Here is a 25,829-nt window from a genome sequence, read left to right on the forward strand (position 1 = left end):
CACGAGGACGCCGGCCGCTATGAGGAGCCGCGCCGCCACGACGGGGGCCGGCGGGCCGAGCCGGGAAGGCCGGCGCTGCCGGTCGGTGGTGTGCCGGTGCCGGACGAGTGGCGCCCACCGCGCCAACGCGGCCACCAGGCGGAACCCGCGCCGGAACGGACCGGCAGGCGGCGGGTCGACGAGCGCTACGGTTACCCGCCCCAGGACGACGTACCGCGTGCCGGCGGCGCGCCACCCGCCGACCGCCGGCGCTGACCGGTCAGGCGACCCCTGTCACTTGTCGATGTCGCCGACCACGAAGAACATCGAGCCGAGGATCGCGATCAGATCCGGGACCAGGCAGCCGGGGAGCAGGGTGGCCAACGCCTGCACGTTCGCGTACGAGGCGGTGCGCAGCTTCAACCGCCACGGCGTCTTCTCGCCCCGGGACACCAGGTAGTAGCCGTTGATGCCGAGCGGGTTCTCCGTCCAGGCGTACGTGTGCCCCTCCGGCGCCTTGAGCACCTTCGGCAGCCGGGTGTTGATCGGCCCGGTCAAACGGTCCACCCGGTCGAGGCACTGCTCGGCGAGGTCCAGTGACGCGTACACCTGGTCGAGCAGCACCTCGAAACGGGCGTGGCAGTCCCCGGCGGTCTTGGTGACCACCGGCACGTCCAGCTCGTCGTACGCCAGGTAGGGGTCGTCGCGGCGCAGGTCCAGATCGAGCCCGGAGGCCCGGGCCACCGGCCCGGACGCGCCGAACGCGGCGGCGTCCGCGGCGGACAGCACGCCCACGCCGACCGTGCGGGCCAGGAAGATGTCGTTACGCCGGATCAGGTGGTCCAGGTCGGGCAGGCGGCGGCGTACCTCGCCGATGGCTGCGCGGGCCCGCCCGGTCCACCCGTACGGCACCTCTTCCTTGAGGCCACCCACCCGGTTGAACATGTAGTGGATCCGGCCGCCGGAGACCTCCTCCATCACCGCCTGGATGGTCTCGCGTTCCCGGAAGGCGTAGAAGATCGGCGTGATCGCCCCGATCTCCAACGGGTACGAGCCGAGGAACATCAGGTGGTTCAGCACCCGGTTCAGCTCCGCGAGGGCCATCCGCAGCCAGGTTGCGCGCTCCGGCACCTCCATGCCCATCAGGCGCTCCACAGCGAGCACCACACCCAGCTCGTTGGAGAACGCCGAGAGCCAGTCGTGCCGGTTGGCCAGCACGATGATCTGCCGGTAGTCACGCACCTCGAAGAGCTTCTCCGCGCCCCGGTGCATGTAACCGACGATCGGTTCGCAGGCGACCACGCGCTCGCCGTCGAGCACCAGCTTCAACCGCAGCACACCATGGGTGGAGGGGTGCTGCGGGCCGATGTTCAACACCATGTCGGTGCCGAGTTGCTGATCACCGGTGCCGGCGATCAGCCCGGCCCCGGTGCCGACGGTCAGTTCACGGAGGTCCCCGGCGTCGGTGGTCATGCCCGTCATCGTGCCACGGGCGGCCCGAGCGGGATGCCGACCGGCTGGCGCAACCACCAGTGCCCGCCGAGCCCGGCCGGGTCGGTCAGCTCGGCCACCGCCGACGCGGCGGTCAGCGCCCGCACGTAGCCGGCCGGGTCGGTGCCGGCCAGGCTGAGCGGCGGTCGCCGGCCGTCGGCCCCGAGCGCTCGCAGCGCCTCCCGCTGCAGGACCAGGGAGTACGCGCACCGGGCGACCGCCGCACCAGCGGAGGCGACCGAGTCCATGGCCACGTGCGCTGTGACATCACTCGACCCGTCGAGCACCGCAGGCACCTGCCGCCCACCCCGATACCCGGTCAACGTCCCGTCGACCGGTCGTGCCTCCCGCAGGTGCCCGTAGTCGACAGCCACCGCCAGGCCCTGCTCGATTTTCCGCACCGCGTCGGCCCAGGCCTCGTCCCTGGTTCGTCCGATCTCGGCCCGCTGTTGGTTGCGGTGGGGGGTTTCGGGGCTGGGCCACCACTTGGTCAGCCAGTCGAGATCAGCGGGGCTGACCGGCTCGCCAACCGATTCGGCACCGGTTTCGGGGTCGACCAGTACATATCGCCAGCCGTCTTCGGTGTGCACCGCTACGTCCAGCGGGACGTTGTCCAGCCACTCGGTGGCCAGCAGCACTCCGGTGATTCCGGTGGGGATCTCGGAGGTCCAGTCGATCTCTTCGGGCAGGTTCTCGGGGCGGCCCGCGTACTCGACGGCTGTGAAGCGGACCCGCTCCGCGAGCGAGGGACGGGCGGTGACCAACGACGGCTCCTCGCTCAGTGGACGGGCGGAAACAGCCACCGCAACCCCGACGGACGCCAGCAGAGCGTGGAGCAGTTCCCCACGCCCAGCCCCGACGTCGACCACGTCGAGTCGGTCAGGGTGGCCGAGGGCAGCGTCAACCTCCGTGACGAGGCGCAGCAGGGCGGTGGCGAAGGCCGGGGAGGCGTGCACGCTGGTGCGGAAGTGGTCGGCCGGCCCGGTGCCGGCGACGAAGAAGCCGTCCGGCCCGTAGAGGGCCCGGCGCATCGCGTCCCGCCAGGCAATCGACATGCAGTTCACCTCGAGTCCAGGGGCGCCACGATCTCCCGCGCCGGCTCGCTCGGCGCCGGAGGAGTGCGCAGTGATCAATTGATGGAAAGTAGGTCAGATACGGCTCCGGCACCTACTTTTCATCATTTGATCAAGGTGGAGCCGAGAGCCCCTCCGTCGGTGGTGAAGGTTTTCACACATGCTTGTCCGGGTTCGGCAGGCCGGGCGCATACTTGCGATCGACCGGTACCCCTTCTCGAGGACTGGATCGTCGTCATGAGCGCACCGTTGCGCCCGCGTCCGGCCGGCCCATCCGGGCCCGCCGCCTCGTGGGATAGCGCCGTTCCCGGCGCCCGCGCCACCCCCCGTCTGCTCACCGTCGGTGTCGTTGGCGCCGGTCGGGTCGGTGCCGTGCTGGGCGCCGCGCTCGCCGCCGCCGGGCACCGGGTGGTTGCCGTGTCCGGCAGCTCCGGAGCCAGTGGTGCCCGCCTCGCCCTGCTGTTGCCCGAGGTGCCCCGTCGCCCGGTCGCCGCCGTGGCCCACGCTGCCGCCGACCTGCTGCTGATCGCGGTACCGGACGACAAGCTGGCCGGCGTGGTGACCGACCTCGCGCAGCGGGGCGCGCTGCGCCCGGGCCAGATCGTCGCGCACACCTCGGGAGCGCACGGCCTGGCCGTGCTGGGGCCGGCCGTCGCGGCCGGCGCCCGGCCGCTCGCCCTGCACCCCGCGATGACCTTCACCGGTACGCCGGACGACCTGGCCCGGCTGGACGGCATCTCGTACGGAGTGACCGCCCCGGCCGAGTTGCGCCCGCTGGCTGCCCGGCTGGTCGCCGACCTCGGTGGCGTGCCCGAGTGGGTGGCCGAGTCGGACCGCCCGCTCTACCACGCCGCGCTGGCCCACGGCGCGAACCACCTGGTGACCCTGGTCAACGAGGCGACCGACCGGTTGCGGGACGCCGGGGTGTCCCGACCCGAGAAGGTGCTCGCCCCGCTGCTGCGGGCCGCCCTGGAGAACGCGTTGCGGCTCGGCGACGACGCGTTGACCGGCCCGGTCTCCCGTGGCGACGCGGGCACCGTGCAGCGGCACCTGGCCCGGTTGGCGGCCACCGCGCCGGAGTCCGTCCCCGCGTACCTGGCGCTGGCCCGTCGTACCGCCGACCGGGCGATCGCCGCCGGCCGGCTGCGGCCGGTGGACGCACAGTCGCTGCTCGGTGTGCTGGCCGACAGCGGTCGGGAGGTGGCCGCGTGAGCGTGAGGAGTGAGCCGATCTTGCGAGCCCCGCAGTCGCGAACCGAGGTGTCGCTGTGAGTGTGAGGAGTGAGCCGATCTTGCGAGCCCCGCAGTCGCGAACCGAGGTGTCGCTGTGAGCGTGAGGAGTGAGCCGATCTTGCGAGCCCCGCAGTCGCGAACCGAGGTGTCGCTGTGACCCAGGTGGTGCACACGCGCGCCGAGTTGGCCGAGGCCCGGGTTGGGCTGAAGGGCACGGTCGGGGTGGTGATGACCATGGGTGCGCTGCACTCCGGGCACGAGACGTTGCTGCGCGCGGCCCGGGAACAGGCCGACCACGTGCTGGTTACGGTCTTCGTGAACCCGTTGCAGTTCGGGCCGAACGAGGACTTCGACCGCTACCCGCGCACCCTCGACGCCGACCTGGAGGTGTGCCGGCGGGCGGGCGCCGATCTGGTCTTCGCCCCGTCGGTGGCGGACATGTACCCGGACGGGCAGCCCCGCGTACGCCTCGATCCGGGCCCGCTCGGCGCCGAGTTGGAGGGGGCGAGTCGCCAGGGCTTCTTCCATGGCGTGCTCACAGTGGTGCTGAAGCTGCTCCAGCTCACCCGGCCGGATCTGGTGTTCTTCGGCGAGAAGGACTACCAGCAGCTCACCCTGGTCCGGCGGATGGCCCGCGATCTGGACGTGCCGGTCGAGGTGGTCGGCGTGCCGACCGTCCGGGAGCCGGATGGGCTGGCGCTGTCCAGCCGCAACCGTTACCTGAGCGAGCCGGAGCGGGCCGCCGCGCTGAGTCTGTCGGCGGCGCTGCGAGCCGGCGCGCGGGCCGCCGACGACGGCTTGGACGCGGGGGCGGTGCTGACCGCCGCGCACGCCGCGTTCGGCGCCGGTACGCCGGGTGCCCGCCTCGACTACCTGGTGCTCACCGATCCCGAGTTGGAACCGGGGCCGGTGGCCGGGCCGGCCCGGCTGGTGATCGCCGCCTGGGTGGGCGCCACCCGGTTGATCGACAACGCGGCGATCCACCTCGCCCCGCGCCCCTGACCCGGTCGCACCACCCTCCACCGATACCGCGAAAGGCCACTGAAGATGTTGCGGACCATGCTCAAGTCGAAGATCCACCGAGCCACGGTCACCCAGGCCGACCTGCACTACGTCGGTTCGGTGACTGTGGACGAGGATCTGCTCGACGCCGCCGACCTGCTCCCCGGCGAGCAGGTGGCGATCGTGGACATCACCAATGGCGCCCGCCTGGAGACGTACGTGATCCCGGGTGAGCGGGGCAGCGGCGTGATCGGCATCAACGGCGCCGCAGCACACCTGGTGCACCCCGGTGACCTGGTCATCCTGATCTCGTACGGGCAGATGGACGACGCCGAGGCCCGGACCTACCGGCCACGTGTCGTGCACGTCGACGCCGACAACCGGGTGATCGAGTTGGGTGCCGACCCGGCTGCGGCGGCACCCGGCACGGCAGGGAACCCGATACCCAGCCCGTTGGCCGTGTCCGGAGTCTGATCCCGCGTACCGCGATTCCGGTCTGTTACCGGAAGGTCATTTCCGGTTACCCTGGGCACGCTGGCGGAAGCCGGTTGGTGGCTGGGGGAGGCCGCGATGAGCCGTGCCATGACGACAGTGTTCGCCGCTGCCGTGTCGGCAGTGCTGCTGGTGGGCTGTGCCGCGTCCGGCGGCCTGGACGGTGATCTGACCGACGACTGGGCGGCGTTGCCGGCGCCGTCGGCGTTCACCCCGGCCGCCGGTGTGTGTCACGCCGCCGACTTCACCGACCTGGTCAGCCTGGCCAGCTATGAACCGGTGGACTGCGCCGGGCCGCACCGCCTGGAGACCGTGCACGTCGGGGCGTTTCCGGCCGGGCGGACGACAGCTCCGGCTGGTGGTTCGGCCGAGCTGCGGGGTGCGTTCGCCGAGTGCGACACCCGGGCGACCGGCTACGTGGGTGACGACTGGCGGTCCGGTCGACTGCGGCTGTCCGTGGCGCTGCCCAACGGGCCGGGCTGGGCGGCGGGTTCCCGGTGGTTCCGCTGCGACCTCACCGAGCTGACGACTGTCGAGGCGGCGGCCACAGTTGTGGTCCGGTCGGGCAGTCTGCGGGACGCGTTGAAGGGCGCCACCGCCCTGCGCCTCGGTTGCCAGCAGACCCGCGGTGGCGCCGGGCGGGGTGTGCAGACGCTGACCCCGGTGGAGTGCGGCAAACAGCACGACGCCGAGTTCGTCGGGGTGTGGCGCGCACCGGATAAGGCGTACCCGACCCGGGACGCCGACTGGCTGCCGCTCTACACGGGTTGTCGCAGCGTCCTGGCCCGGTACGCGGGCGTGCCGGACGACGCCAAGCTGCGCTTCCGCAGCGGTGTGGTGGTCCGTCCGCCGGGGGCTGGGCGCTGGAAGGTCGGTGATCGGGGCGTCCGCTGCTATCTGTGGCTCAGCGACCGTACGGTGACCGCCACGCTGAAGGGCGCGGGCCCGGCTGGTCTACCGGTCCGGACGAAGTGACCACGGCCTGACGGTCGGCGTGCGCCGGACGAGGTCGCCCAAAACACTCGTCCCGCCCCCGCCGCCCCGGTCGAGGATGCTTCGGGTTGACTGGGGGGATGGACCTCCCGACCGTCGACCTGCCTGCCCTGCCCGCGCTGCTGGCCGCGCCCGCGCCCGGCTGGGTGGAGACCACCGACGTGATCGTGGTGGGTTCCGGCGTGGCGGGGTTGACCGCGGCGCTGCACCTGCGTGAGGCGGGTCTGCACGTCACGGTGGTCACCAAGGTCAACATTGACGACGGCTCGACCCGGTGGGCGCAGGGCGGCATCGCCGCCGTGCTCGACCCGGCCGACACCCCGGCGGCGCATGCCCGGGACACCGAGGTCGCCGGGGTCGGGCTCTGCGACCCGGCGGCGGTTCGGGTGCTGGTCGAGGAGGGCCCGACCCGGCTCCGTGAGCTGATGCGGATCGGCGCCGAGTTCGATCGTCACCCGGACGGCTCGCTGATGCTGACCCGCGAGGGCGGGCACCGGGCGGACCGGATCGTGCACGCCGGCGGGGACGCCACCGGCGCGGAGGTGCAGCGGGCCCTGCACGCTGCGGTGCAGCGCGACCCGTGGATCCGGCTGGTCGAGCACGCTCTCGTGCTGGATCTGCTGCGCGCGCCCGGCGACGGCCCGGACGGGCTCGGCCCGGCCTGCGGGATCACCCTGCACGTGTTGGGTGAGGGCAGCGAGGACGGCGTCGGCGCGCTGCTGGCCCGTGCCGTGGTGCTCGCCACCGGCGGCATGGGGCAGATCTTCTCGGCCACCACCAACCCGGCGGTCTCCACCGGGGACGGGGTGGCGCTGGCGCTGCGGGCCGGCGCGGCGGTGACCGACGTGGAGTTCGTGCAGTTCCACCCGACAGCCCTGATCACCCCGGCCGGGGTGGGGATGCCCGGAGCGGGGCACGCACAGCAGCCGCTGGTCTCGGAGGCGTTGCGCGGCGAGGGCGCGTACCTGGTGGACGCGGACGGCAAGAGGTTCATGGTGGGCCAGCACGAGTTGGCCGAGCTGGCACCCCGGGACGTGGTGGCCAAGGGCATTTACCGGGTGCTGCTGGCCACCGGCGCGGACCACGTCTTCCTCGACGCACGGCACCTGGGCGGCGACTTCCTGGCCGGTCGGTTCCCCACCATCGTGGCGTCCTGCCTGGCGATCGGCGTGGACCCGGCGACCGACCTGATCCCGGTGGCGCCGGCCGCCCACTACGCCTCCGGCGGGGTCCGCACGGATCTGCGCGGCCGGACCTCCATCCCCGGCCTGTACGCCTGCGGCGAGGTGGCCTGCACGGGCGTGCACGGCGCGAACCGGCTGGCCAGCAACTCGCTGCTGGAGGGTCTGGTCTTCTCCCGCCGGATCGCCGAGGACATCGCGGCCGGCCTGCCCGAGCAGGCCCAGCCGGCGGAGACCGGCGCCTGGCGCGGCGGGACGGGCTGGGTGCTGCCCGCGGAGGTGACGCCGACCCTGCAACGGGCGATGACCCGGGGGGCCGGGGTGCTCCGATCCGCGACGACGCTGGCCGGGACGGCCGGGACGTTGACCGAGCTGGGCGTCGCCCGGGGCCGGCCACGGACCGCCGACTGGGAGGCGACGAACCTGCTCACAGTGGCGTCGACGCTGGTTGCCGCCGCGTACGCCCGTGGTGAGACCCGGGGTTGCCACTGGCGGGAGGACTTCCCCACGGCCGACGAACGGTGGCTGGGCCATCTGGTCGGGGCGGTCGGGGCGCAGGGCCGGGTGACGCAACAGTGGGAGGGGACCCAGTGAGCGCGAGGAGTGAGCCGATCTTGCGAGCCCCGCAGTCGGGAGCGAAGGAGGCGACGATGACGGAGTCGACGGAGTCGACGGAGACGGCGTTGCGGGCGGCCGGGTTGGATCCCGCGTACGTACGGCAGGTGATCGAGAGCGCGCTGGTCGAGGATCTGGGCCCGGATTTCCTGGACGTCACCAGCGTGGCCACCATCCCGGCGGAGCAGACCGACACCGCCGACCTGGTGGCCCGCGCGGACGGGGTGTTGGCCGGGATGGCGGTGGCCGCCGCCGTGTTCGAGCTGGTGGGAGAGGTGACGGGCTTCGGTCGTACCGTCGAGGTGTCGGTGCTGGCCCGCGACGGCGAGCGGGTGGCCCGCGGCGCCGTGCTGGCGACGGTGACCGGCCCCACCCGGCTGCTGTTGACGGCCGAGCGGACGGCGCTCAACCTGCTCTGCCGGATGTCCGGGGTGGCCACCCACACCCGCGCCTGGGCGGACGCGCTGGCCGGCACGAAGGCGATGGTGCTGGACACCCGCAAGACGACGCCGGGCCTGCGGGCGCTGGAGAAGTACGCGGTGCGGGCCGGCGGCGGCACGAACAAGCGGATGGGCCTCTACGACGTGGCCATGATCAAGGACAACCACAAGCTGGCGGCCGGCGGCATCACTGCTGCCTATCGGCGGGTCCGGGAGGCGTTCCCGGAGGTGCCGGTGCAGGTCGAGGTCACAGGAGTCGACGAGGCGGTGGAGGCGGTGGAGGCCGGGGCGGACTTCCTGCTCTGCGACAACATGACGCCGGAGGTGCTGGCCGAGGCGGTGGCCGCGGTGGGCGACCGGGCGGAGCTGGAGGCGACCGGCGGGCTGACCCTGGAGGTTGCCGGCCGGTACGCGGCCACCGGCGTGGACTTCCTCTCGGTGGGCGCGCTGACGCACTCGTCGCCGATCCTGGACATCGCGCTGGACCTGCGCGCCAACTAGTTGTCTAGGCTGCGTGCGTGCTGCTCTGCATCGACATCGGAAACACCAACACCGTGCTGGCGACCTTCGACGGCGACAAGCTGGTGCACTCCTGGCGGATCAAGACCGATGCCCGCTCGACGGCGGACGAGCTGGGCCTGATGTTCCGGGGTCTGCTCGCCGGGGACAACGTCGAGATCACCGGTGTGGCCGCCTGTTCCACGGTGCCGGCCGCGCTGCGGTCGCTGCGCACCATGCTCAGTCGTTACTACGCCGAAGTGCCGAGCGTCGTGGTCGAGCCGGGAGTGCGGACCGGGGTGCAGTTGGCGATCGACAACCCGAAGGAGGTCGGCGCCGACCGGGTGGTGAACACCCTGGCCGCGTACACCCTCTACGGCGGCCCGTCGATCGTTGTGGACTTCGGCACCACCACCAACTTCGACGTGATCAGCGAGCGCGGTGAGTTCCTCGGCGGCGCGTTCGCCCCGGGCATCGAGATCTCCTTCGACGCGCTGGCCGCCCGGGCGGCGCAGCTGCGCAAGGTCGAGGCCACCAAGCCTCGTTCGGTGATCGGCAAGAACACCGTGGAGTGCCTCCAGGCCGGCCTGTACTTCGGCTTCGCCGGGCAGGTGGACCGGATCGTCGAGCGGATGACCGAGGAACTGGGCGAGGTGCGGGCGGTGATCGCCACCGGCGGCCTCGCCTCCCTGGTGATCAACGAGTGCCGCAGCATCACCCACCACGAGCCGATGATCACGCTGATCGGCCTGCGGATGGTCTACGACCGCAACCTGTGACCCCGGCCGCCGTCGGGGCCGGCCTTCGTGCGGGCGTCAGCGCCGCCGGGCGCGCAGCACCAGCGTCCGGTACGGCAGCTCGATGGTGTCCCGGCCGACCAGGGCGGGGTGGGTGTTCAGGAGTTCGGTCAGTTCCCGCTCGACCCGCCGCTGATCGTCGGTGGAGGCGGTGAGCCAGTACGAGCGGGTGCGGACCATGCCGAGCAACTCGTCCGGCGTGAGCGTGGTGCGGTGTGTGAACTCGCGCTTCTCGACGGCGTCGAACGTGGGGCCGAAGTCGGGGTGCTCGCCGAAGATCCGGCTGGTCGACGTGTCCCCGAAGTGGGCGATGCGGCCCAGCTCGGCCACCCAGTCGACGCTGCCGTCCCGGATGTTCCAGATGGGGGCGAAGATGCCGCCGGGACGGAGTACCCGGGCGATCTCGGCGTGCGCGGGCTCCCGGTCGAACCAGTGGTACGCCGTGCCGACCAGCACCGCGTCCGCCGCGGAGTCAGGCAGCGGCATTGCCTCGGCGCTGCCCGCCAGGGCCGTCGTGTCCGGGGTGCTGGCGGCCAGCTGCGTCCGCATCCCCGAATCGGGCTCGACCGGTACGACCTCGTGGCCCAGGGCCAGCACACAGCGGGTCAGGATGCCGGTGCCCGCCGCGAGATCGACCACCCGGGCTTCGCTCAGCCCGTCGAGTGCCCAGCGGACCGCTGCCTCGGGATAACGTGGCCGAAACCGGTCGTAATCATTCGCGGCGGCACCGAACGACAGGGCGTGAGTGTGATCGACCATGACGGGCAGGTTATCCCGTAACGGCCTCCGGACCGCTTGAGTACGCTCGGGCCTGACCCCCTGTATCTCCGTGACGAGGAAGCGTGCCGTGACCGAGCAGAACCCCGTGCCAGTGGACCCCGCCGATGACCTTCCCGAGCAGATGAAGGTCCGCCGGGAGAAGCGGGACCGGATGCTCGCCGAGGGCGTCGAGCCCTACCCGGTCGGCTTCCCCCGCACCACCACCCTGGCGCAGGTCCGGGCGGGCTACGCCGACCTGCCCACCGACACCGCTACCGGCGACCAGGTCGCGGTCACCGGCCGGGTGATCTTCGTGCGCAACACGGGCAAGCTCTGCTTCGCGACCCTGCGGGACGGCGACGGCACCGAGTTGCAGGCGATGCTCTCCCTGGACCGGGTCGGGCCGGAGCGGCTGGAGGCGTGGAAGCGCCTCGTCGACCTCGGCGACCACGTCGGCGTCACCGGCGAGGTGATCACCAGCCGTCGGGGTGAGCTGTCGGTCCTGGCTCAGCAGTGGGAGATGACCGCCAAGGCGCTGCGACCGTTGCCGGTGGCCCACAAGCCGCTCTCCGAGGAGGCGCGCGTCCGGCAGCGTTACGTCGACCTGATTGTCCGGCCGCAGGCTCGGGAGATGGTGCGCACCCGGGCCGCCGCGGTACGCAGTCTTCGCGATTCACTGCACGGGCAGGGCTTCATCGAGGTGGAAACGCCGATGTTGCAACTGCTGCATGGCGGCGCGGCAGCTCGACCGTTCGTGACCCACAGCAATGCGCTGAACACCGATCTGTATCTGCGAATCGCTCCGGAACTGTTTCTCAAGCGCGCTGTGGTCGGCGGTGTCGACCGCGTCTTCGAGATCAACCGCAACTTCCGTAATGAGGGTGTCGACTCTTCGCACTCGCCGGAGTTCGCGATGCTGGAGACGTACCAGGCGTACGGCGACTACGACACGATCGGCGAGCTGACCCGTAATCTCGTGCAACAGGCGGCGATCGCGGTGAGCGGTTCGACGATGGTGACCCACGCCGACGGGCACGAGTTCGACCTGGGTGGCGAGTGGCGGTCGGTGACGTTGTTCGGTGTGCTTTCCGAAGCGCTGGGCGAGGAGGTCACGGTCCGCACCGACCGAACCCGCCTGGTGGAGTACGCGGACAAGGTGGGATTGGCCGTGGACCCGAAGTGGGGCCCGGGCAAGCTGGCCGAGGAGTTGTTCGAGGAACTTGTCGTTCCCGGCCTGGTGGCCCCCACCTTCGTGCGGGACTACCCGGAGGAGACGAGCCCGCTCACCCGGGCGCACCGCAGCGAGCCTGGGCTGGCCGAGAAGTGGGACCTCTACGTGCTCGGTTTCGAGCTGGGCACCGGGTACTCCGAGCTGGTCGACCCGGTCGTGCAGCGGGAACGGCTGGTCGCCCAGGCGCAGTTGGCCGCCCGTGGCGACGACGAGGCGATGCGTCTCGACGAGGACTTTCTTCGGGCGATGGAGTATGGAATGCCCCCGGCCGGCGGTATGGGAATGGGAATCGACCGGCTGTTGATGGCCCTGACCGGCCTCGGAATTCGGGAAACGATCCTCTTCCCGTTGGTCCGCCAGGAGTAGTCCCGTCCGGGTTCACGCCGAGTCGTAACCGGATCCTATTGACGCGACGAGCGGCGCGCGGGTTATTGTGCTCTCGTTAGCAGGAGCACCCTGCTCGAAAGGAATGTGGGACGTGGCCAAGCAGATCATTCACAAGCTGGTCGATGACCTGGACGGCGGGGACGCGGACGAGACCGTCAAGTTCGCCCTCGACGGCGTTCAGTACGAGATCGACCTGTCGAGCGCCAACGCCGCGAAATTGCGCGATGCATTTGCGTCGTACGTAGGTGCCGGCACCAAGGTCGGCCGGGGCGGTGTCGTGATCGGTGGGCGGGCTGCCCGCGGTCGGGGTGGCGCGACCGCCGATCGGGAACAGAACAAGGCGATCCGGGAGTGGGCCAAGAAGGCCGGCAAGGACATCTCGGACCGGGGTCGTATCCCGCAGGAGATCGTGGACGAGTTCCACGCGAAGCGCTGATCCGTCAGCGACCTGGTGGCCAGCCGCCACCGCAGGCGACACCGACGCCGGGCCGGAGGAGTTCTCCGGGCCGGCGTCGCCGTGTCCGGGCGGCGTCGCCGTGCCCGTTCGGGGCGGCGCCGTTGTGCCCGTTCCGGGCTGGGAAGCATTCCGGGCCGACCGGCGTTGTCCACAACCAGTGGAAGAGCTGTCCACAGCCTGTGGACAACCTCCCCCAGGGCTCGGCGCGGCGCTCGCCGCGACCACCGGTCGGCCCTCCCGGGCCTCCCGGAGCGCTTCCGGACCCCGGATCGGGCTTCCGTCGAGCCAGTCGGATTTCGCTCTGCGCGTAGCGACAGGGCTACCGGAACACCTCCTGAGCGCGGACGGTTGTTCAAAACGACGTGCAACCGACCCAGAGCAGAGACACACGACCTCAGCTGAGTCGGTCAGCGACGATAGAGTAAGGAGGCACGGACGCCCGTCCTGGACGTTCGTGCACCGGCCCCGCCAAGATCTTGACCATCAAGGCGCACGGCACGTGAGGAGCACGAGGGCATGTTCGAGCGGTTCACCGACCGAGCGCGACGGGTTGTCGTCCTGGCCCAAGAAGAGGCCCGGATGCTCAACCACAACTACATCGGTACGGAACACATCCTGCTGGGCCTGATCCACGAAGGTGAAGGCGTCGCGGCAAAGGCCCTGGAGAGCCTCGGCATCTCCCTGGAGGGCGTCCGCCAGCAGGTCGAGGAGATCATCGGCCAGGGCCAGCAGGCGCCGAGCGGGCACATCCCGTTCACGCCGCGGGCCAAGAAGGTGCTGGAGCTGTCGCTGCGCGAGGCGCTGCAGCTCGGCCACAACTACATCGGCACTGAGCACATCCTGCTCGGGCTGATCCGTGAGGGCGAGGGCGTCGCCGCCCAGGTGCTGGTCAAGCTCGGCGCCGACCTCAACCGGGTCCGCCAGCAGGTGATCCAGCTGCTCTCCGGCTACCAGGGCAAGGAGCCCGCCGCGGCGGGCGCCGCGCCGGGTGAGGCCGCGCCGTCGACCAGCCTGGTGCTGGACCAGTTCGGCCGCAACCTGACTCAGGCCGCCCGCGAGGGCAAGCTCGACCCGGTCATCGGGCGCGAGAAGGAAATCGAGCGGGTCATGCAGGTGCTCTCCCGCCGTACCAAGAACAACCCGGTCCTGATCGGTGAGCCCGGCGTCGGTAAGACCGCCGTGGTGGAGGGCCTGTCCCAGAAGATCATCAAGGGCGAGGTGCCCGAGACGCTCAAGGACAAGCAGCTCTACACGCTCGACCTGGGCGCGCTCGTCGCCGGTTCCCGCTACCGCGGTGACTTCGAGGAGCGCCTCAAGAAGGTGCTCAAGGAGATCCGCACCCGCGGCGACATCATCCTGTTCATCGACGAGATCCACACCCTGGTGGGTGCTGGTGCCGCCGAGGGCGCGATCGATGCCGCGAGCATCCTCAAGCCGATGCTGGCCCGTGGTGAGCTGCAGACCATCGGTGCCACCACGCTGGATGAATACCGCAAGCACCTGGAGAAGGACGCCGCTCTCGAGCGCCGCTTCCAGCCGATCCAGGTGGGTGAGCCGTCGCTGGCCCACACCATCGAGATCCTCAAGGGCCTGCGGGACCGCTACGAGGCTCACCACCGGGTGAGCATCACCGACGCAGCTCTCGTGGCTGCCGCAACTCTGGCCGACAGATACATCTCCGACCGCTTCCTTCCGGACAAGGCGATCGACCTGATCGACGAGGCCGGTGCCCGGATGCGGATCCGTCGGATGACCGCGCCGCCAGACCTGCGTGACTTCGACGAGCGCATCGCCCAGGTGCGTCGCGACAAGGAGTCCGCGATCGACGCGCAGGACTTCGAGCGCGCCGCCCAGCTGCGCGACAAGGAGAAGCAGCTCCTCGGCCAGAAGGCTCAGCGGGAGAAGGAGTGGAAGGCCGGTGACCTGGACGTCGTCAGCGAGGTTGACGACGAGCAGATCGCCGAGGTTCTCGGCAACTGGACCGGCATCCCGGTCTACAAGCTGACCGAGGAGGAGACCTCGCGCCTGCTGCGCATGGAGGACGAGCTGCACAAGCGCGTCATCGGCCAGGAGGACGCGGTCAAGGCGGTCTCGAAGGCGATCCGGCGTACCCGGGCCGGCCTGAAGGACCCGAAGCGCCCGTCGGGCTCGTTCATCTTCGCCGGTCCGTCCGGTGTCGGTAAGACCGAGCTGTCCAAGGCGCTCGCCGAGTTCCTCTTCGGCAGCGAGGATTCCCTCATCCAGCTGGACATGTCCGAGTTCCACGACCGTTACACCGTCTCCCGGCTCGTGGGTGCCCCTCCCGGCTACGTCGGCTACGACGAGGGCGGGCAGCTGACCGAGAAGGTGCGGCGTCGGCCGTTCTCGGTGGTCCTCTTCGACGAGATCGAGAAGGCCCACCCGGACGTGTTCAACACGCTCCTGCAGATCCTCGAAGACGGTCGGCTCACCGACGGTCAGGGTCGGATCGTGGACTTCAAGAACACGGTCATCATCCTGACCACCAACCTGGGCACCCGTGACGTCGCCAAGGCGGTGTCGCTGGGCTTCCAGCAGTCGGAGGACTCCGAGTCCAACTACGACCGGATGAAGCAGAAGGTCAACGACGAGCTCAAGCAGCACTTCCGGCCTGAGTTCCTGAACCGGATCGACGACACCATCGTCTTCCACCAGCTGCGCCAGACCGAGATCCTCTCGATCGTGGACATCATGATCCAGCGGATCGAGGGCCAGCTGCGGAACAAGGACATGGGTCTGGAGCTGACCGACAACGCCAAGAAGTACCTGGCCGCGAAGGGCTTCGACCCGGTGCTCGGCGCCCGTCCGCTTCGTCGCACGATCCAGCGCGACATCGAGGACAACCTCTCCGAGCGGATCCTGTTCAACGAGCTGACCCCGGGTCAGATCGTCGTGGTGGACTGCGAGGGCGACCCGGACGACATCGACAACTCCAAGCTCGTCTTCCGGGGTGCGGAGAAGCCGGTCGAAGTTCCGGACGCCGTCCCGGCCGACCTCGGTGGCACTGCCGCTGGCACCGCCGCCGCAGGCGTGGACGAGTAACACAATCAGCAAGGGGCGGGGCCCCGGTGGCGCAAGCCACCGGGGCCCCGCCTTTTTGCGCCCCGCGTCAGGCGGAGTGGCTGTTCGTTCAACCCCGCCCCGCCCCGCCCCGCCCCGCCCCGCCCCGCCCCGTCGATCATGGAGTTGTGGTGGGTGACAAAACGGTCCGCACAGCACCAAATCGGGCACCACAACCCCATGATCGACGAAGCCGGGCTGTCCTGATGCCGCGATCTTGCACTTACTGTCCCGACGTAAGGGGCATTCCATTACTTTTCGGCGACCGAAAGTGCAAGATCGGCGCGGGTGGGGCGTTCCTGAAGTCCGAACCTGGGTTTTGGAGTGCACAATCGCCCCTTGCCCCAAGCAACCGCTCGCCTTACGCAACGGTGTTGTCCTGGATGTAGTGCCTCCGGCGCGCCCGACACCACGACATCCAGGATCGAGCACGATCTCGGGGCGGAATGCGCCGGTCGCCGGGCCTTCGCGCGCCGCGTTCGGGCGTTCGGCGTGGGGCCGGCGCGCAGGATGGGCCGGCGCGCAGGACGCGCACTGTCGGGCGGGTCAGGTGGTGAGGTCGGCGGTGGGGAGGGACGGGCCGTCACCGACCAGGCGGAAGGAGTCGTCGCCGGCCGGTTCGACCAGCCCGTCCTGCACCAGGCCTGCGAGGGCGCGGGCGCGTTGCACGTCGTCGGTCCAGACCTGGTCCAGCCGCTGGTGCGGGACTGGCCCGGTGCTGTCCCGGAGCACTCCGAGCAGCAGACCGCGGACCTGTCGGTCGGTGCCCGCGTACCGCTGGGGTCGGCGGGTTGGCCCGGCCGGCGCCTCCTGGCCGGACGCCCGCCAGGCGCAGACCGACTCGACGGGGCAGGCCGTGCAGCGCGGTGACCGGGCTGTGCAGATCACCGCGCCCAGTTCCATGAACGCGGCGCTGGCCAGTGCCGCTGCGGCCGGCTCCGTCGGGAGCAGCTCTTCGGTGGCGACGAGGTCGGCTGGTCGGGTGACGTGCCCGGCGTCCGGTTCGCCGGCCACCGCCCGGCACACGACCCGGCGTACGTTGGTGTCGACGACCGGGTGCCGCTGCCCGTACGCGAAGGCGGCCACGGCCCGCGCGGTGTAGGTGCCGACGCCGGGCAGTGCGAGCAGTTGCTCCAGCCGGTCCGGCACCTGGCCGCCGTGCCGGTCGACGATCGCGACGGCGCATTCGCGCAGCCGGATCGCCCGACGGGGGTAGCCGAGGCGCCCCCACATCCGGATCGCCTCGGCCGGGGTGTCCGCCGCCAACGCGGCCGGCTCGGGCCAGCGGGCCAGCCATGCCTGCCAGGCCGGCACCACCCGGACCACTGGTGTCTGCTGGAGCATGACCTCGCTGACCAGGATGGCCCACGGGGTGACCGTGGGCTCGCGCCATGGCAGGTCACGGGCGTGCTGCTGGAACCACCGGCTGACCAGTGTGGCGAAGTCGGGTTGAGTCATGGCGTCGTCGATGATGTCACGCCCGGCGTTCCCGTTGGGTGGGCGGCTCGGGCGGGGTGCCACGTCGTCGTTCGGCGGACGGGGGAGAATGCGCGGATGAACGAGCTCGCGATCACCGTCATCGGTCGGGACCGGCCGGGCATCGTGGCCGACGTCGCGGAGGTGCTGGCCCGACTGGGCGCGAACCTCACCGACAGCACGATGACGCGGCTGCGGGGGCATTTCGCGATGACCCTCATCTGCACCGGTCCGGCCGCCGCCGAGGTCGAGGCCGCGCTGGCGTCGCTGGCCGCCGAGGGTCAGCTGCTGGCGACGGTACGCGCGGTCACCCCGGACGGCGATGTTCCTCCGGCGGGTGAGCCGTACGTGATGGCGGTGCACGGTTCGGACCGGATGGGGATCGTCGCGGCGATGACGCGGGTGCTGGTGGACGCCGGGGGGAATGTCACCGACCTGAGTACCCGGTTGACCGGTGCGCTGTACGTGGTCCTGGCGGAGGTCGAGTTGCCGGCCGGTGTGGCGGCCACTCTGATCGACCGGCTGCACCGGACGGCTGCCGAGCTGGGCGTGGAGGTCACCCTCCGGCCGGCGGACCCGGATCTGTTGTGACCGGCGAGGAGCGCGGGCCGGACGTCGGCCTGGGGGACTGGACACCGGAGTCGCTGGACGTGCCGGGCGAGGTGCGGGCTGTGGTGTCCGCCCCGCATCCGGTGTTGAGTCGGGCCGCGGACGAGGTCGACCCCACGGCGAAGGAGACGGTCCAACTCGCGGCCGACCTGATAGCCACGATGAAGGTCTCGCCGGGCTGCGTCGGGTTGGCCGCGCCGCAGGTCGGGGTGGGCGCTCGGGTCTTCGCCGTCGACGTGACGGGGCACCCGAAGGCGGTGACTGTGCACGGCGTCTTCGTGTTGTGCAACGCGCGCGTGGTCGAGGCGACGCGGTGGAAGCCGGGCCGGGAGGGCTGCATGTCGGTGCCGGACCTGACCGGGGACGTGAAGCGGGCCAGCCGGCTGGTGGTGGAGGGTGACCTGCCGGGCAGCGGCGAGCCGGTCCGGCTGGTGACCGACGGCTTCGAGGCTCGGGCGTTGCAGCACGAGATCGACCACTGCGCGGGGCTACTCTTCCTGGACCGGGTGGCCGGTGCGCACGCGGTCTATCAGCGCAGGGTCTACCTGTGATCGGGTGCCAAACCGTCCCCAGTGGACGGTGGTGCGGGCGCCTCGGAGTGGCTCCGGCGCGTCGCGCGGCACTGCCGGGTACGGCGCGGCTACGGTGGAGGGCATCATGCGTCTGACGGTCGGCCCCCTGCCACCCGCTGTGTACTGGCGGCGTCGCGCCGTCGTACTCGGAGCGGGGTTTCTGTTCCTGATTGTCCTGCTCTACTCCTGCACCGGCTCGGGTCGTTCCGGCGATAAGGAGCCGAAGGCGGGAGGTTCGCCGTCGGCGACGTCCGCCGCGACGTCTGGTCCCGTTGGCCCGGTGCTGACACCGCAGACCGGCGGTCCGTCGTCGTCAGCCTCCGCTGATTCGGGTCCGACGAATCCGAGCCCGGCGATCACCAGCAACACGCCACCGCTGGGCACGGCGGCCGGCTCGGAGGACGACGGCACCTGCACCGACGGGGAGATCAGCGTCGTCTCGTCGGCGAGCCCGACCTCGGTGCAGCGGGGTGCGGTGGTCGAGCTGCAACTGAGGATCAAGAACACGTCGGACCGTACGTGCAGTCGCAACGTCGGCGCCGACCTTCAGGAGATCTTCATCAAGTCCGGGGCCGAGAAGGTCTGGTCGTCGGACACCTGCGGCAAGGTCGAGGGCTCGGACGTGCAGTCCTTCACGCCGAACTTCGAGCGCTCCTACCAGGTGCCGTGGAACGGGCGGGACACCAGCCGCTGTGACGGCGCGCTGGCCGCCGGGCCGTTCCCGCCGGTCGGGTCGTACCAGGTGTTCGCTCGGGTCGGCACGAAGCTCAGCGACCCGGTGAAGCTCACCGTCACCGGCTGAGCCCTGTCAGACGTAGCGTTCCAGGATGGATGCCTCGGCGAGCCGGGACAGCCCCTCACGGACGCCGCGGGCCCGGGCGTCGCCGACCCCTTCAACGGCTTGCAGGTCTTCCACCGTCGCGCCGAGCAGACGCTGGAGGCTGCCGAAGTGCAGCACCAGGCGATCGACCACCGCCACCGGTAGCCGGGGCACCTTGGCCAGCAGTCGGAAGCCGCGCGGGCTGACGGCGGCGTCGAGCGCGTCGGACGCGGCCGGGTAGCCGATCGCCTTGGCCACCGCTACCAGGTCGATCAGTTCGGTGGCACCGAGCAGGTCCAGCTCGACGAGGGCCTCGTCCAAGGTGCGCGACTTGCGGCCGACGGGGAGGTAGTCCCGGATGACCAGTGTGCGGTCGGCGTCCACGCCGGCCATCAGCTCGTCGAGTTGCAGGGCGAGCAGGCGGCCGTCGGTGCCCAGCTCCACCACGTAGCCGGCGATCTCGTCGGCGATCCGGCGAACCATCTCCAGCCGCTGCACCACGGCCACCGCGTCCCGCACGGTGACCAGATCCTCGATCTCCAGGGCGGAGAGCGTGCCGGAGACCTCGTCCAGCCGCAGCTTGTAGCGCTCCAGGGTGGCGAGCGCCTGGTTGGCGCGGGAGAGGATGGCCGCGGAGTCGTCGAGCACGTGCCGTTGGCCGTTGACGTAGAGGCTGATGATCCGCATCGACTGGCTGACCGAAATGACCGGATAGCCGGTCTGGCGGGCCACCCGCTCCGCGGTGCGGTGCCGGGTGCCGGACTCTTCCGTCGGGATGGACGGGTCGGGCATCAGGTGCACGGCCGCCCGGACGATCCTGGTGCCGTCACTGGAGAGCACGACAGCGCCGTCCATCTTGCACAGCTCACGCACGCGCGTCGCGGAGAACTCCACGTCCAGCGGGAAGCCGCCGGTGCAGAGGCCCTCGACCACCTTGTCGTAGCCGAGCACGATGAGCGCGCCCGTGCGACCCCGCAGGATGCGCTCCAGGCCGTCGCGCAGGGCGGTGCCCGGGGCCATCAGGGCGAGATTGGCCCGTAGCGGATCTCCGGCGCTCCCGGCGGCCCCCGCAGTCACGCTCACGCTGATCGGGCGGGCGGGCGAGCCCACGGCGCCGGTGCGGGCCTGGGGCGGCGCGCCGGCTGGCTTGGTGGTATCGCGGTCGATCGGCACGGGCACAGTCTACGGACTGCCGTGCGGTGGGTGCTGTCGTGGTTACTGTGATGTGTCACGATGCCGCCCTTTCCAGCGTTTCCCGCTTGCGACGTGCTGTCCGGTTTCGCCGCCCTCGTCGGCCCGGTGGGTCACTCGGCGGACGCGCGGGCCGCATGGTGCAGTGCCGAACGGACGTCGGTGACCTCGGTCACCTGCATCTGCCCGGGACCGGCGCCGGTGCTGGCCGGGCCGCAGCCCGGCGGCACCAGGGCCACCTTGAACCCCAGCCGGGCGGCCTCGGCCAGCCGGCGCGGCACCGCCCCGACCCGGCGCACCTCGCCGGTCAGCCCCACCTCGCCGATCGCCACCAGGTGCGGCGCGATCGCCAGGTTGAGCCCGCCGGAGGCGACCGCCAGCGCCACCGCCAGGTCGGCGGCCGGCTCCACCACCCGGATCCCGCCCACTGTGGCGGCGAAGACCTCCCGGTCGTGCAGGGTCAGCCGCTCGGTGCGCCGTTGCAGCACCGCGAGCACCATCGCCAGTCGCGCCGAGTCGAGGCCGGACACGGTGCGTCGGGGAGAGCCCGCCACTGTCGCGCCGATCAGCGCCTGCACCTCGGTGACCAGGGCCCGTCGCCCCTCCATGGCCACTGTCACGCAGGTGCCCGGGACCGGCTCCGCGTAGCGGGTCAGGAACAGCCCGGACGGGTCGGCCAGGCTGCTGATGCCGCCCTCGTGCATCTCGAAGCAGCCGACCTCGTCGGCCGCGCCGAACCTGTTCTTCACGCCGCGCACCAGGCGCAGCGACGAGTGCTTGTCGCCCTCGAAGTACAGCACCACATCGACCAGGTGCTCCAGCACCCGAGGCCCGGCCACCTGGCCGTCCTTGGTGACGTGCCCGACCAGCACGGTGGCGATGCCCCGTTCCTTGGCGACCGAGACCAGCGCGGCGGTGACCGCGCGGACCTGGGTCACCCCACCGGGCACCCCCTCGGTGCCGGTGGTCGAGATGGTCTGCACCGAGTCGAGCACCAACAGGCCCGGCTTGACCGCGTCGAGGTGACCGAGCACCGAGCCCAGGTCGCTCTCCGCAGCGAGGTAGAGCTGCTCGTGCAGGGTGCCCATCCGCTCGGCGCGCAGGCGCACCTGACTGACCGACTCTTCGCCGCTGACCACCAGCGAAGGGCTGCCGGCACCGACCGCCCACTGCTGCGCCACATCCAGCAGGAGGGTCGACTTGCCCACGCCGGGCTCGCCAGCGAGCAACACCACGGCACCGGGGACCAGGCCACCGCCGAGCACCCGGTCGAGCTCGCTCACCCCGGTGGGCACGGCGCGGGCCGGGGCGGCGCTGATGGTGGCGATCGGCCGGGCCGGCTCGGACGGCATCCGGGAGCTGACCACCCGACCGGCGACGGTCGGGCCGGTGACAGTGCTCTCGACCACAGCGCCCCACTCGCCGCACTCCGGGCAGCGCCCCACCCATTTGGGCGGCTGGTGCCCGCAGGCGTCGCACTGGTAGGCCGGACGCGGATCGCGGGCGGCGGACCGGCCACGGGCGGCACCGGCCGTGGCGCCGCGCGGAGGGGTCGATCGGGAGGTGGTCACATCAGGACGCTAGCCCTCGCGTACGACGAAAACACCCCGGCGTGGTGGTCACCACGCCGGGGCGTTTGTCGATGTGCGGGTCCTGTCACTCGTGGGTGGTGCCGCCCTCGTCCTCGTAGCCGCCCTCGCGCTCGATGATCGGCGACGGAGGGGCCGCCGGGGTGAGCGGCACCGCGACCGGCGCCTGGCCGGTGACCGTGTTGCCGTTGCCGAAGTCGAAGGTCACGACGACGTTCTGGCCGGAGCGCAGGGCCTCGGTCAGGCCGATCAGCCGGAGCTGCGTGGTGGCCTCGGAGTTGAACTGGATGTAGCTCAGCGGCGCCAGCTCGATCCGGGCCGGCTGACCCGGGGCGGAGGGGCTGGCCGAACCGGACGCCCGCGCCGACTCCGGTGCGGACGGGGTGGCCGAGGACGACCCGGTCTCGGAGGGCGTCACCGACGGGGTCGGCGATCCGGACGTCGAGTTCGACGGGCTGGCCGAGCCGGACGGCGACGGGCTCATGGAGGCGGACTCCGAGGCGGACGGCGACGGGCTCGCCGAGCCGCCGCTGATCACCACCTCGCGGGCGCTCTCCGTGGTGACGGTGACAGTCACCGTCTCCTTGGAGTCGTTGTAGATCACCGCGCCGAGCCCGGCGTCCTGGCCGGCCTTGTAACCCTCGGTGCCCGGAAAGTCCACGAGCAGGCCTCGCACCGAGAAGGAACCGTTGCTGGTCGTGAGGCTGACGCCCTGGACCGACGGCTCCTTCAAGGCGGTCTCGGCGATCTGACCGGTGCCGCATCCGGAAGCCAGCAGGCTGGCCGCCGCAATCCCGGACAGCAACAGGGCCGCCCGCCGGGATCCCCTGATCGAGCGCGTCACGTCGGTCCTCCTCGTCACAATCCCCACCCGGGCCGTACGCCGGGCACGGTGGCCATACCCGCGCAGACCGCGCTCCAGGGTAGTTGGGACTGATCGAGGCCCGCACACGGACCCGGCAATGCCACCTGCCCGGGTGGCGTTCACACCACCCGGCCGCTCGCCACCAGCAGAACCACGTCGATCAGGGCCACCAGCATCACCGCCCGGAAGGCCGCCACCGGTCGCCGGCCGGCCCGGATCGCCGAGCGCCCGGCGTACCAGCTCAGCGGCGGCACCACGGCGGCCGTGCCGACCGCCGCCCAGCCGATCGCCGACGGCGGCCCCTGTGGTCCGAGGACCAGGGTCGCGGTCGCCGCGAGGAGGAGACCCGCCGCGGCCACCCGGCTGCCGGCGGCGCCCAGCCGGTGCGGCAGGCCGCGCACACCGGTGCGGGCGTCGTCGGCCAGGTCGGGCAGCACGTTGGCGAAGTGCGCGCCGGCGCCCAGGCAGGCCGCCGCCGTCACCAGCCAGACCGGCGGGGCCGGCTGGCCGGGCAGCGCCAGCACCACGAAGGCGGGCAGCGCGCCGAACGACACGGCGTAGGGCAGCACCGAGAACGCGGTCGCCTTGAGCGGCCAGTCGTAGAGCAGGGCGGAGACCAGGGCGAGTGTCAGCCAGAACGCCGCCACCGGGTTCGTGGTCAGCGCCAGCAGCGGGCAGGCCACCGCGGCCGCCGCGGCGGCCCAGGCCGTGACGCGTCGACCGACCGCGCCACTGGCGACCGGTTTGTCGGTACGCCCCACAGTGGCGTCCCGCTCGGCGTCCAGCGCGTCGTTGGTCCAGCCGACGGCGAGCTGGCTGGCCAGCACGGCGAGCACCACCGAGACGATTCCGGCCGGCCGGTGGCCCACTCCCCAGGCCAGCAGACCGGCCACCGTGGTCACCGCTGCGGCCGGTTCCGGATGGCTCGCTCTGACCAGCCCTAACACCCTCGACGACATAAGGGAAGTCTGGTCGTTACCGAGCAGTCGTGCCACGCTCGGTTCCATGCGAGACGTGGCTGCGGCCGGGGCGCCGACCGGTCCGAGGGTGCTGCCGCGAAACGATCCGCGTCAGTACGACGATCTGGCCGGTGAGTGGTGGCGGCCCGATGGCGCGTTCGCGATGCTGCACTGGCTGGCCGAGGCCCGTGCCGCGCTGGTGCCGCCGGCCACCCGTCCGGACGCGTTGCTCGCCGATCTGGGATGCGGCGCCGGCCTGCTCGCGCCACACCTGGCCGGCAAGGGCTACCGCCACGTCGGCGTTGATCTGACCCGCTCGGCGCTGGTCCAGGCGGCCGAGCACGGGGTGCGGGTGGTCCAGGGCGACGCCACAGCGGTCCCGCTGCCCGACGGCTGCGCCGACGTCGTCTCGGCGGGCGAGTTGCTGGAGCACGTGCCGGCCTGGCCGCGCGCGGTGGCCGAGGCGTGTCGGCTGCTGCGCCCCGGCGGCGTGCTGGTGCTGGACACCCTCAACGACACGGCGGTGGCCCGGCTCGTCGCGGTCCGGATCGCCGAGCGGCTGCCGACGGTGCCCCGTGGCATCCACGATCCGCAGTTGTTCGTGGACGCGCGGGCGCTGGTGGCCGAGTGCGCCCGACACGGGGTCGACCTGAGTCTGCGGGGCATCCGCCCGCAGGTCGGCGGCATGCTCGCCTGGCTGCTGCGCCGCGCCCGCGCGAGCCGATCGGCCGGTGCGGTGCCCGCCGGTCGCGCGCCGCGCATCGTGCCGACCCGCTCCACCGCCGTGCTCTACCAGGGCCGGGGGGTCCGCAAAGGATAGTCCGGCCGTGGCGGGGTATGGAACGCCGAGGAGGAACGAGATGACGGTGCACGCGCTTGAGGCAGCACGCCGGTTGGCGCCGCGGTTCGCCGCGCGGGCGGCCGAGCACGACCGGGATGGTTCCTTCCCCGTGGACGACTTCGCCGACCTGCGTGAGGCCGGCCTGTTCGGGCTGATGGTGCCCAGGGCGCTCGGCGGTCTGGGCGCCACGTTCGCCGAGTACGCCGCGGTGGCCACTGAGCTTGCCCGGGGCAACGGTGCTACCGCCCTGGTGTTCAACATGCACGCCTCGGTGACCGGCGCGCTGGGGGCGGTCACCGAGGAGCTGGCCGAGGCGCTGGGCGTACCGGACGAGGCGCTGGTCGCCCGCGACCGGCTGCTCAGCGCGGCGGCCCAGGGCTCCTGGTACGCGGTCGCGATGAGCGAGCGTGGCGCGGGCGCGCGGCTGTCCCAGCTGACCACGGCGTACGAGCCGATCGACGGCGGCTGGCATCTCAAGGGCAGCAAGACCTTCTGCTCCGGCGCCGGGCACGCGGACGGCTATCTGGTGGCGGCGCGCAGCGCGGCCGACCAGTCGGTGGTCTCACAGTTCCTGGTGCCGGCCGGCGACGGGTTGACTGTGGAGCCGACCTGGGACTCGCTCGGCATGCGCGCCACCTCCTCGCACGACCTGCACCTGGACGTCACAGTGCCCGCCGACCGGCTGCTGGGTGGGGTGGAGGGGCTGGCGCTGGTGGTGGCCCAGCTGATGCCGCACTGGCTGGTCGCCAGCTACGCGGCCGTCTACGTGGGGGTGGCTCGCGCGGCGATCGACGCGGCGGCCGAGCACCTCAACGCCCGCAACCTGGCCGGTCTGCCGGCGGTGCGGGCCCGGCTGGGTCGGGCGGACGCGGCGACGGCCGCCGCGCAGCTGGTGGTGGCCGAGGCGGCCCGCCGGGTGGACGAGGCGCCCGGTGACGAGGAGACCAACCGCTGGGTGTGGCGGGCGAAGCTGCTCGCCGGCACCACTGCCGCCGAGGTGGCGGCGTCGGTGCTGGAGGCGGCGGGCACCTCGGCAACCCGCCGTGGTCATCCGTTGGAGCGGCTCTACCGCGACGCCCGCTGCGGCTCACTTCATCCGGCCACGTCGGATGTCTGCGCCGACTGGCTCGGCATTGCCACGCTGGGCGGCGACCCGGATCGTGACGGATCGGCACCGCGTTGGTGAGCCCGCCGCACCGGGC

24 protein-coding genes are annotated in these 25,829 nt (G+C 71.6%); 16 read left to right on the forward strand and 8 right to left on the reverse strand.

What is annotated here, in order from left to right; translation table 11 throughout:
- Positions 1 to 255: hypothetical protein (locus tag ABZS40_RS00625; RefSeq protein ID WP_354940134.1), on the forward strand; the 255-nt coding region annotated here is incomplete at its 5' end.
- Positions 256 to 273: 18 nt separating this feature from the next.
- Here the strand turns inward: ABZS40_RS00625 and ABZS40_RS00630 are convergent.
- Both ABZS40_RS00630 and ABZS40_RS00635 read right to left on the reverse strand, forming a co-directional pair.
- Positions 274 to 1,461: an NADH-quinone oxidoreductase subunit D gene (locus tag ABZS40_RS00630; protein WP_196920100.1), complete on the reverse strand. Its 1,188-nt coding sequence runs from the start codon at positions 1,459 to 1,461 to the stop codon at positions 274 to 276.
- A complete protein-coding gene (locus ABZS40_RS00635) occupies positions 1,458 to 2,525 on the reverse strand; it encodes an SAM-dependent methyltransferase (protein WP_354940137.1) in 1,068 nt (355 codons plus the stop codon). Before ABZS40_RS00635 ends, ABZS40_RS00630 begins: the two co-directional genes overlap by 4 nt.
- A gap of 255 nt (positions 2,526 to 2,780) precedes the next feature.
- On the opposite strand from ABZS40_RS00635, the gene ABZS40_RS00640 reads away from it, so the two are divergent.
- The 7 genes from ABZS40_RS00640 to ABZS40_RS00670 all read left to right on the forward strand — a co-directional run bounded on the left by ABZS40_RS00640 (position 2,781) and on the right by ABZS40_RS00670 (position 9,775).
- Positions 2,781 to 3,755 carry a Rossmann-like and DUF2520 domain-containing protein gene (locus ABZS40_RS00640; protein ID WP_354940140.1) on the forward strand — a complete coding sequence of 325 codons (975 nt, stop codon included), beginning with the start codon at positions 2,781 to 2,783 and terminating at the stop codon, positions 3,753 to 3,755.
- 173 nt (positions 3,756 to 3,928) lie between these two features.
- Positions 3,929 to 4,777, forward strand: a complete 849-nt coding sequence (gene panC / locus ABZS40_RS00645) for a pantoate--beta-alanine ligase (protein ID WP_354940143.1) — start codon at positions 3,929 to 3,931, stop codon at positions 4,775 to 4,777.
- Between the two features lie 45 nt (positions 4,778 to 4,822).
- Complete coding sequence (gene panD, locus ABZS40_RS00650) at positions 4,823 to 5,251, forward strand: aspartate 1-decarboxylase (RefSeq protein ID WP_354940146.1); 429 nt, start codon at positions 4,823 to 4,825, stop codon at positions 5,249 to 5,251.
- A 96-nt stretch (positions 5,252 to 5,347) separates the two neighbouring features.
- Positions 5,348 to 6,244: a septum formation family protein gene (locus tag ABZS40_RS00655; protein ID WP_354940149.1), complete on the forward strand. Its 897-nt coding sequence runs from the start codon at positions 5,348 to 5,350 to the stop codon at positions 6,242 to 6,244.
- Positions 6,245 to 6,342: 98 nt separating this feature from the next.
- On the forward strand, positions 6,343 to 8,037 hold the full coding sequence (locus ABZS40_RS00660) for an L-aspartate oxidase (RefSeq protein ID WP_354940151.1): 1,695 nt from the start codon (positions 6,343 to 6,345) through the stop codon (positions 8,035 to 8,037).
- A 56-nt stretch (positions 8,038 to 8,093) separates the two neighbouring features.
- On the forward strand, positions 8,094 to 8,999 hold the full coding sequence (gene nadC / locus ABZS40_RS00665) for a carboxylating nicotinate-nucleotide diphosphorylase (RefSeq protein WP_354940154.1): 906 nt from the start codon (positions 8,094 to 8,096) through the stop codon (positions 8,997 to 8,999).
- A gap of 17 nt (positions 9,000 to 9,016) precedes the next feature.
- Complete coding sequence (locus ABZS40_RS00670; RefSeq protein WP_354940157.1) at positions 9,017 to 9,775, forward strand: type III pantothenate kinase; 759 nt, start codon at positions 9,017 to 9,019, stop codon at positions 9,773 to 9,775.
- A gap of 36 nt (positions 9,776 to 9,811) precedes the next feature.
- On the opposite strand, the gene ABZS40_RS00675 is transcribed toward ABZS40_RS00670, so the two are convergent.
- Entirely contained in the window at positions 9,812 to 10,552 is a 741-nt protein-coding gene (locus ABZS40_RS00675) for a class I SAM-dependent methyltransferase (RefSeq protein ID WP_354940160.1), read from the reverse strand.
- Positions 10,553 to 10,640: 88 nt separating this feature from the next.
- Here ABZS40_RS00675 and lysS point away from each other — a divergent pair, with 88 nt between their 5' ends.
- From lysS to ABZS40_RS00690, 3 genes are all read left to right on the forward strand, one after another.
- On the forward strand, positions 10,641 to 12,149 hold the full coding sequence (gene lysS, locus ABZS40_RS00680; protein ID WP_354940163.1) for a lysine--tRNA ligase: 1,509 nt from the start codon (positions 10,641 to 10,643) through the stop codon (positions 12,147 to 12,149).
- 112 nt (positions 12,150 to 12,261) lie between these two features.
- On the forward strand, positions 12,262 to 12,606 hold the full coding sequence (locus ABZS40_RS00685; RefSeq protein WP_036392792.1) for an Lsr2 family protein: 345 nt from the start codon (positions 12,262 to 12,264) through the stop codon (positions 12,604 to 12,606).
- A gap of 537 nt (positions 12,607 to 13,143) precedes the next feature.
- A complete protein-coding gene (locus ABZS40_RS00690; RefSeq protein ID WP_354940166.1) occupies positions 13,144 to 15,687 on the forward strand; it encodes an ATP-dependent Clp protease ATP-binding subunit in 2,544 nt (847 codons plus the stop codon).
- Positions 15,688 to 16,251: 564 nt separating this feature from the next.
- Here ABZS40_RS00690 and ABZS40_RS00695 read toward each other — a convergent pair.
- On the reverse strand, positions 16,252 to 17,163 hold the full coding sequence (locus ABZS40_RS00695) for an A/G-specific adenine glycosylase (RefSeq protein ID WP_354940169.1): 912 nt from the start codon (positions 17,161 to 17,163) through the stop codon (positions 16,252 to 16,254).
- Positions 17,164 to 17,259: 96 nt separating this feature from the next.
- Here ABZS40_RS00695 and ABZS40_RS00700 point away from each other — a divergent pair, with 96 nt between their 5' ends.
- The 3 genes from ABZS40_RS00700 to ABZS40_RS00710 all read left to right on the forward strand — a co-directional run bounded on the left by ABZS40_RS00700 (position 17,260) and on the right by ABZS40_RS00710 (position 19,164).
- Positions 17,260 to 17,772, forward strand: coding sequence for an ACT domain-containing protein (locus tag ABZS40_RS00700; protein ID WP_354940172.1), 513 nt, complete (start codon positions 17,260 to 17,262; stop codon positions 17,770 to 17,772).
- Positions 17,769 to 18,341 (forward strand): peptide deformylase, encoded by a 573-nt coding sequence (locus tag ABZS40_RS00705; RefSeq protein ID WP_354940175.1) that lies wholly within the window; start codon positions 17,769 to 17,771, stop codon positions 18,339 to 18,341. Before ABZS40_RS00700 ends, ABZS40_RS00705 begins: the two co-directional genes overlap by 4 nt.
- A 106-nt stretch (positions 18,342 to 18,447) precedes the next feature.
- On the forward strand, positions 18,448 to 19,164 hold the full coding sequence (locus tag ABZS40_RS00710) for a hypothetical protein (protein WP_354940178.1): 717 nt from the start codon (positions 18,448 to 18,450) through the stop codon (positions 19,162 to 19,164).
- Positions 19,165 to 19,170: 6 nt separating this feature from the next.
- Here ABZS40_RS00710 and disA read toward each other — a convergent pair whose 3' ends face one another.
- The 4 genes from disA to ABZS40_RS00730 form a co-directional block, all read right to left on the reverse strand.
- Positions 19,171 to 20,355 (reverse strand): DNA integrity scanning diadenylate cyclase DisA, encoded by a 1,185-nt coding sequence (gene disA / locus ABZS40_RS00715; protein ID WP_238676544.1) that lies wholly within the window; start codon positions 20,353 to 20,355, stop codon positions 19,171 to 19,173.
- A 131-nt stretch (positions 20,356 to 20,486) separates the two neighbouring features.
- The gene (radA, locus tag ABZS40_RS00720) at positions 20,487 to 21,944 is read right to left on the reverse strand and encodes a DNA repair protein RadA (RefSeq protein WP_354940181.1); all 1,458 of its coding nucleotides are present in this window, start codon (positions 21,942 to 21,944) and stop codon (positions 20,487 to 20,489) included.
- A gap of 85 nt (positions 21,945 to 22,029) precedes the next feature.
- A complete protein-coding gene (locus tag ABZS40_RS00725) occupies positions 22,030 to 22,806 on the reverse strand; it encodes a hypothetical protein (protein WP_354940184.1) in 777 nt (258 codons plus the stop codon).
- A 140-nt stretch (positions 22,807 to 22,946) separates the two neighbouring features.
- The gene (locus tag ABZS40_RS00730) at positions 22,947 to 23,834 is read right to left on the reverse strand and encodes a UbiA family prenyltransferase (protein WP_354940187.1); all 888 of its coding nucleotides are present in this window, start codon (positions 23,832 to 23,834) and stop codon (positions 22,947 to 22,949) included.
- Here ABZS40_RS00730 and ABZS40_RS00735 point away from each other — a divergent pair.
- Together ABZS40_RS00735 and ABZS40_RS00740 are read left to right on the forward strand one after the other, a co-directional pair.
- A complete protein-coding gene (locus tag ABZS40_RS00735; RefSeq protein ID WP_354940190.1) occupies positions 23,833 to 24,606 on the forward strand; it encodes a methyltransferase domain-containing protein in 774 nt (257 codons plus the stop codon). The genes ABZS40_RS00730 and ABZS40_RS00735 overlap by 2 nt on opposite strands.
- Positions 24,607 to 24,646: 40 nt before the next feature.
- A complete protein-coding gene (locus ABZS40_RS00740; protein WP_354940193.1) occupies positions 24,647 to 25,813 on the forward strand; it encodes an acyl-CoA dehydrogenase family protein in 1,167 nt (388 codons plus the stop codon).
- Positions 25,814 to 25,829 lie beyond the last annotated feature (16 nt).

Origin of the sequence: Micromonospora sp. NPDC005324 (assembly GCF_040607155.1) — a bacterium.
In the GTDB taxonomy this organism is placed as follows: domain Bacteria; phylum Actinomycetota; class Actinomycetes; order Mycobacteriales; family Micromonosporaceae; genus Micromonospora; species Micromonospora trifolii.

Coding starts and splice junctions, on each gene's coding strand:
- ABZS40_RS00630 (WP_196920100.1), bottom strand. CDS start 1,461: ATGACGGGCATGACCACCGACGCCGGGGACCTCCGTGAACTGACCGTC.
- ABZS40_RS00635 (WP_354940137.1), bottom strand. CDS start 2,525: ATGTCGATTGCCTGGCGGGACGCGATGCGCCGGGCCCTCTACGGGCCG.
- ABZS40_RS00640 (WP_354940140.1), top strand. CDS start 2,781: ATGAGCGCACCGTTGCGCCCGCGTCCGGCCGGCCCATCCGGGCCCGCC.
- panD (WP_354940146.1), top strand. CDS start 4,823: ATGTTGCGGACCATGCTCAAGTCGAAGATCCACCGAGCCACGGTCACC.
- ABZS40_RS00655 (WP_354940149.1), top strand. CDS start 5,348: ATGAGCCGTGCCATGACGACAGTGTTCGCCGCTGCCGTGTCGGCAGTG.
- ABZS40_RS00660 (WP_354940151.1), top strand. CDS start 6,343: ATGGACCTCCCGACCGTCGACCTGCCTGCCCTGCCCGCGCTGCTGGCC.
- nadC (WP_354940154.1), top strand. CDS start 8,094: ATGACGGAGTCGACGGAGTCGACGGAGACGGCGTTGCGGGCGGCCGGG.
- ABZS40_RS00675 (WP_354940160.1), bottom strand. CDS start 10,552: ATGGTCGATCACACTCACGCCCTGTCGTTCGGTGCCGCCGCGAATGAT.
- ABZS40_RS00690 (WP_354940166.1), top strand. CDS start 13,144: ATGTTCGAGCGGTTCACCGACCGAGCGCGACGGGTTGTCGTCCTGGCC.
- ABZS40_RS00695 (WP_354940169.1), bottom strand. CDS start 17,163: ATGACTCAACCCGACTTCGCCACACTGGTCAGCCGGTGGTTCCAGCAG.
- ABZS40_RS00700 (WP_354940172.1), top strand. CDS start 17,260: ATGAACGAGCTCGCGATCACCGTCATCGGTCGGGACCGGCCGGGCATC.
- ABZS40_RS00710 (WP_354940178.1), top strand. CDS start 18,448: ATGCGTCTGACGGTCGGCCCCCTGCCACCCGCTGTGTACTGGCGGCGT.
- ABZS40_RS00735 (WP_354940190.1), top strand. CDS start 23,833: ATGCGAGACGTGGCTGCGGCCGGGGCGCCGACCGGTCCGAGGGTGCTG.
- ABZS40_RS00730 (WP_354940187.1), bottom strand. CDS start 23,834: ATGGAACCGAGCGTGGCACGACTGCTCGGTAACGACCAGACTTCCCTT.
- ABZS40_RS00740 (WP_354940193.1), top strand. CDS start 24,647: ATGACGGTGCACGCGCTTGAGGCAGCACGCCGGTTGGCGCCGCGGTTC.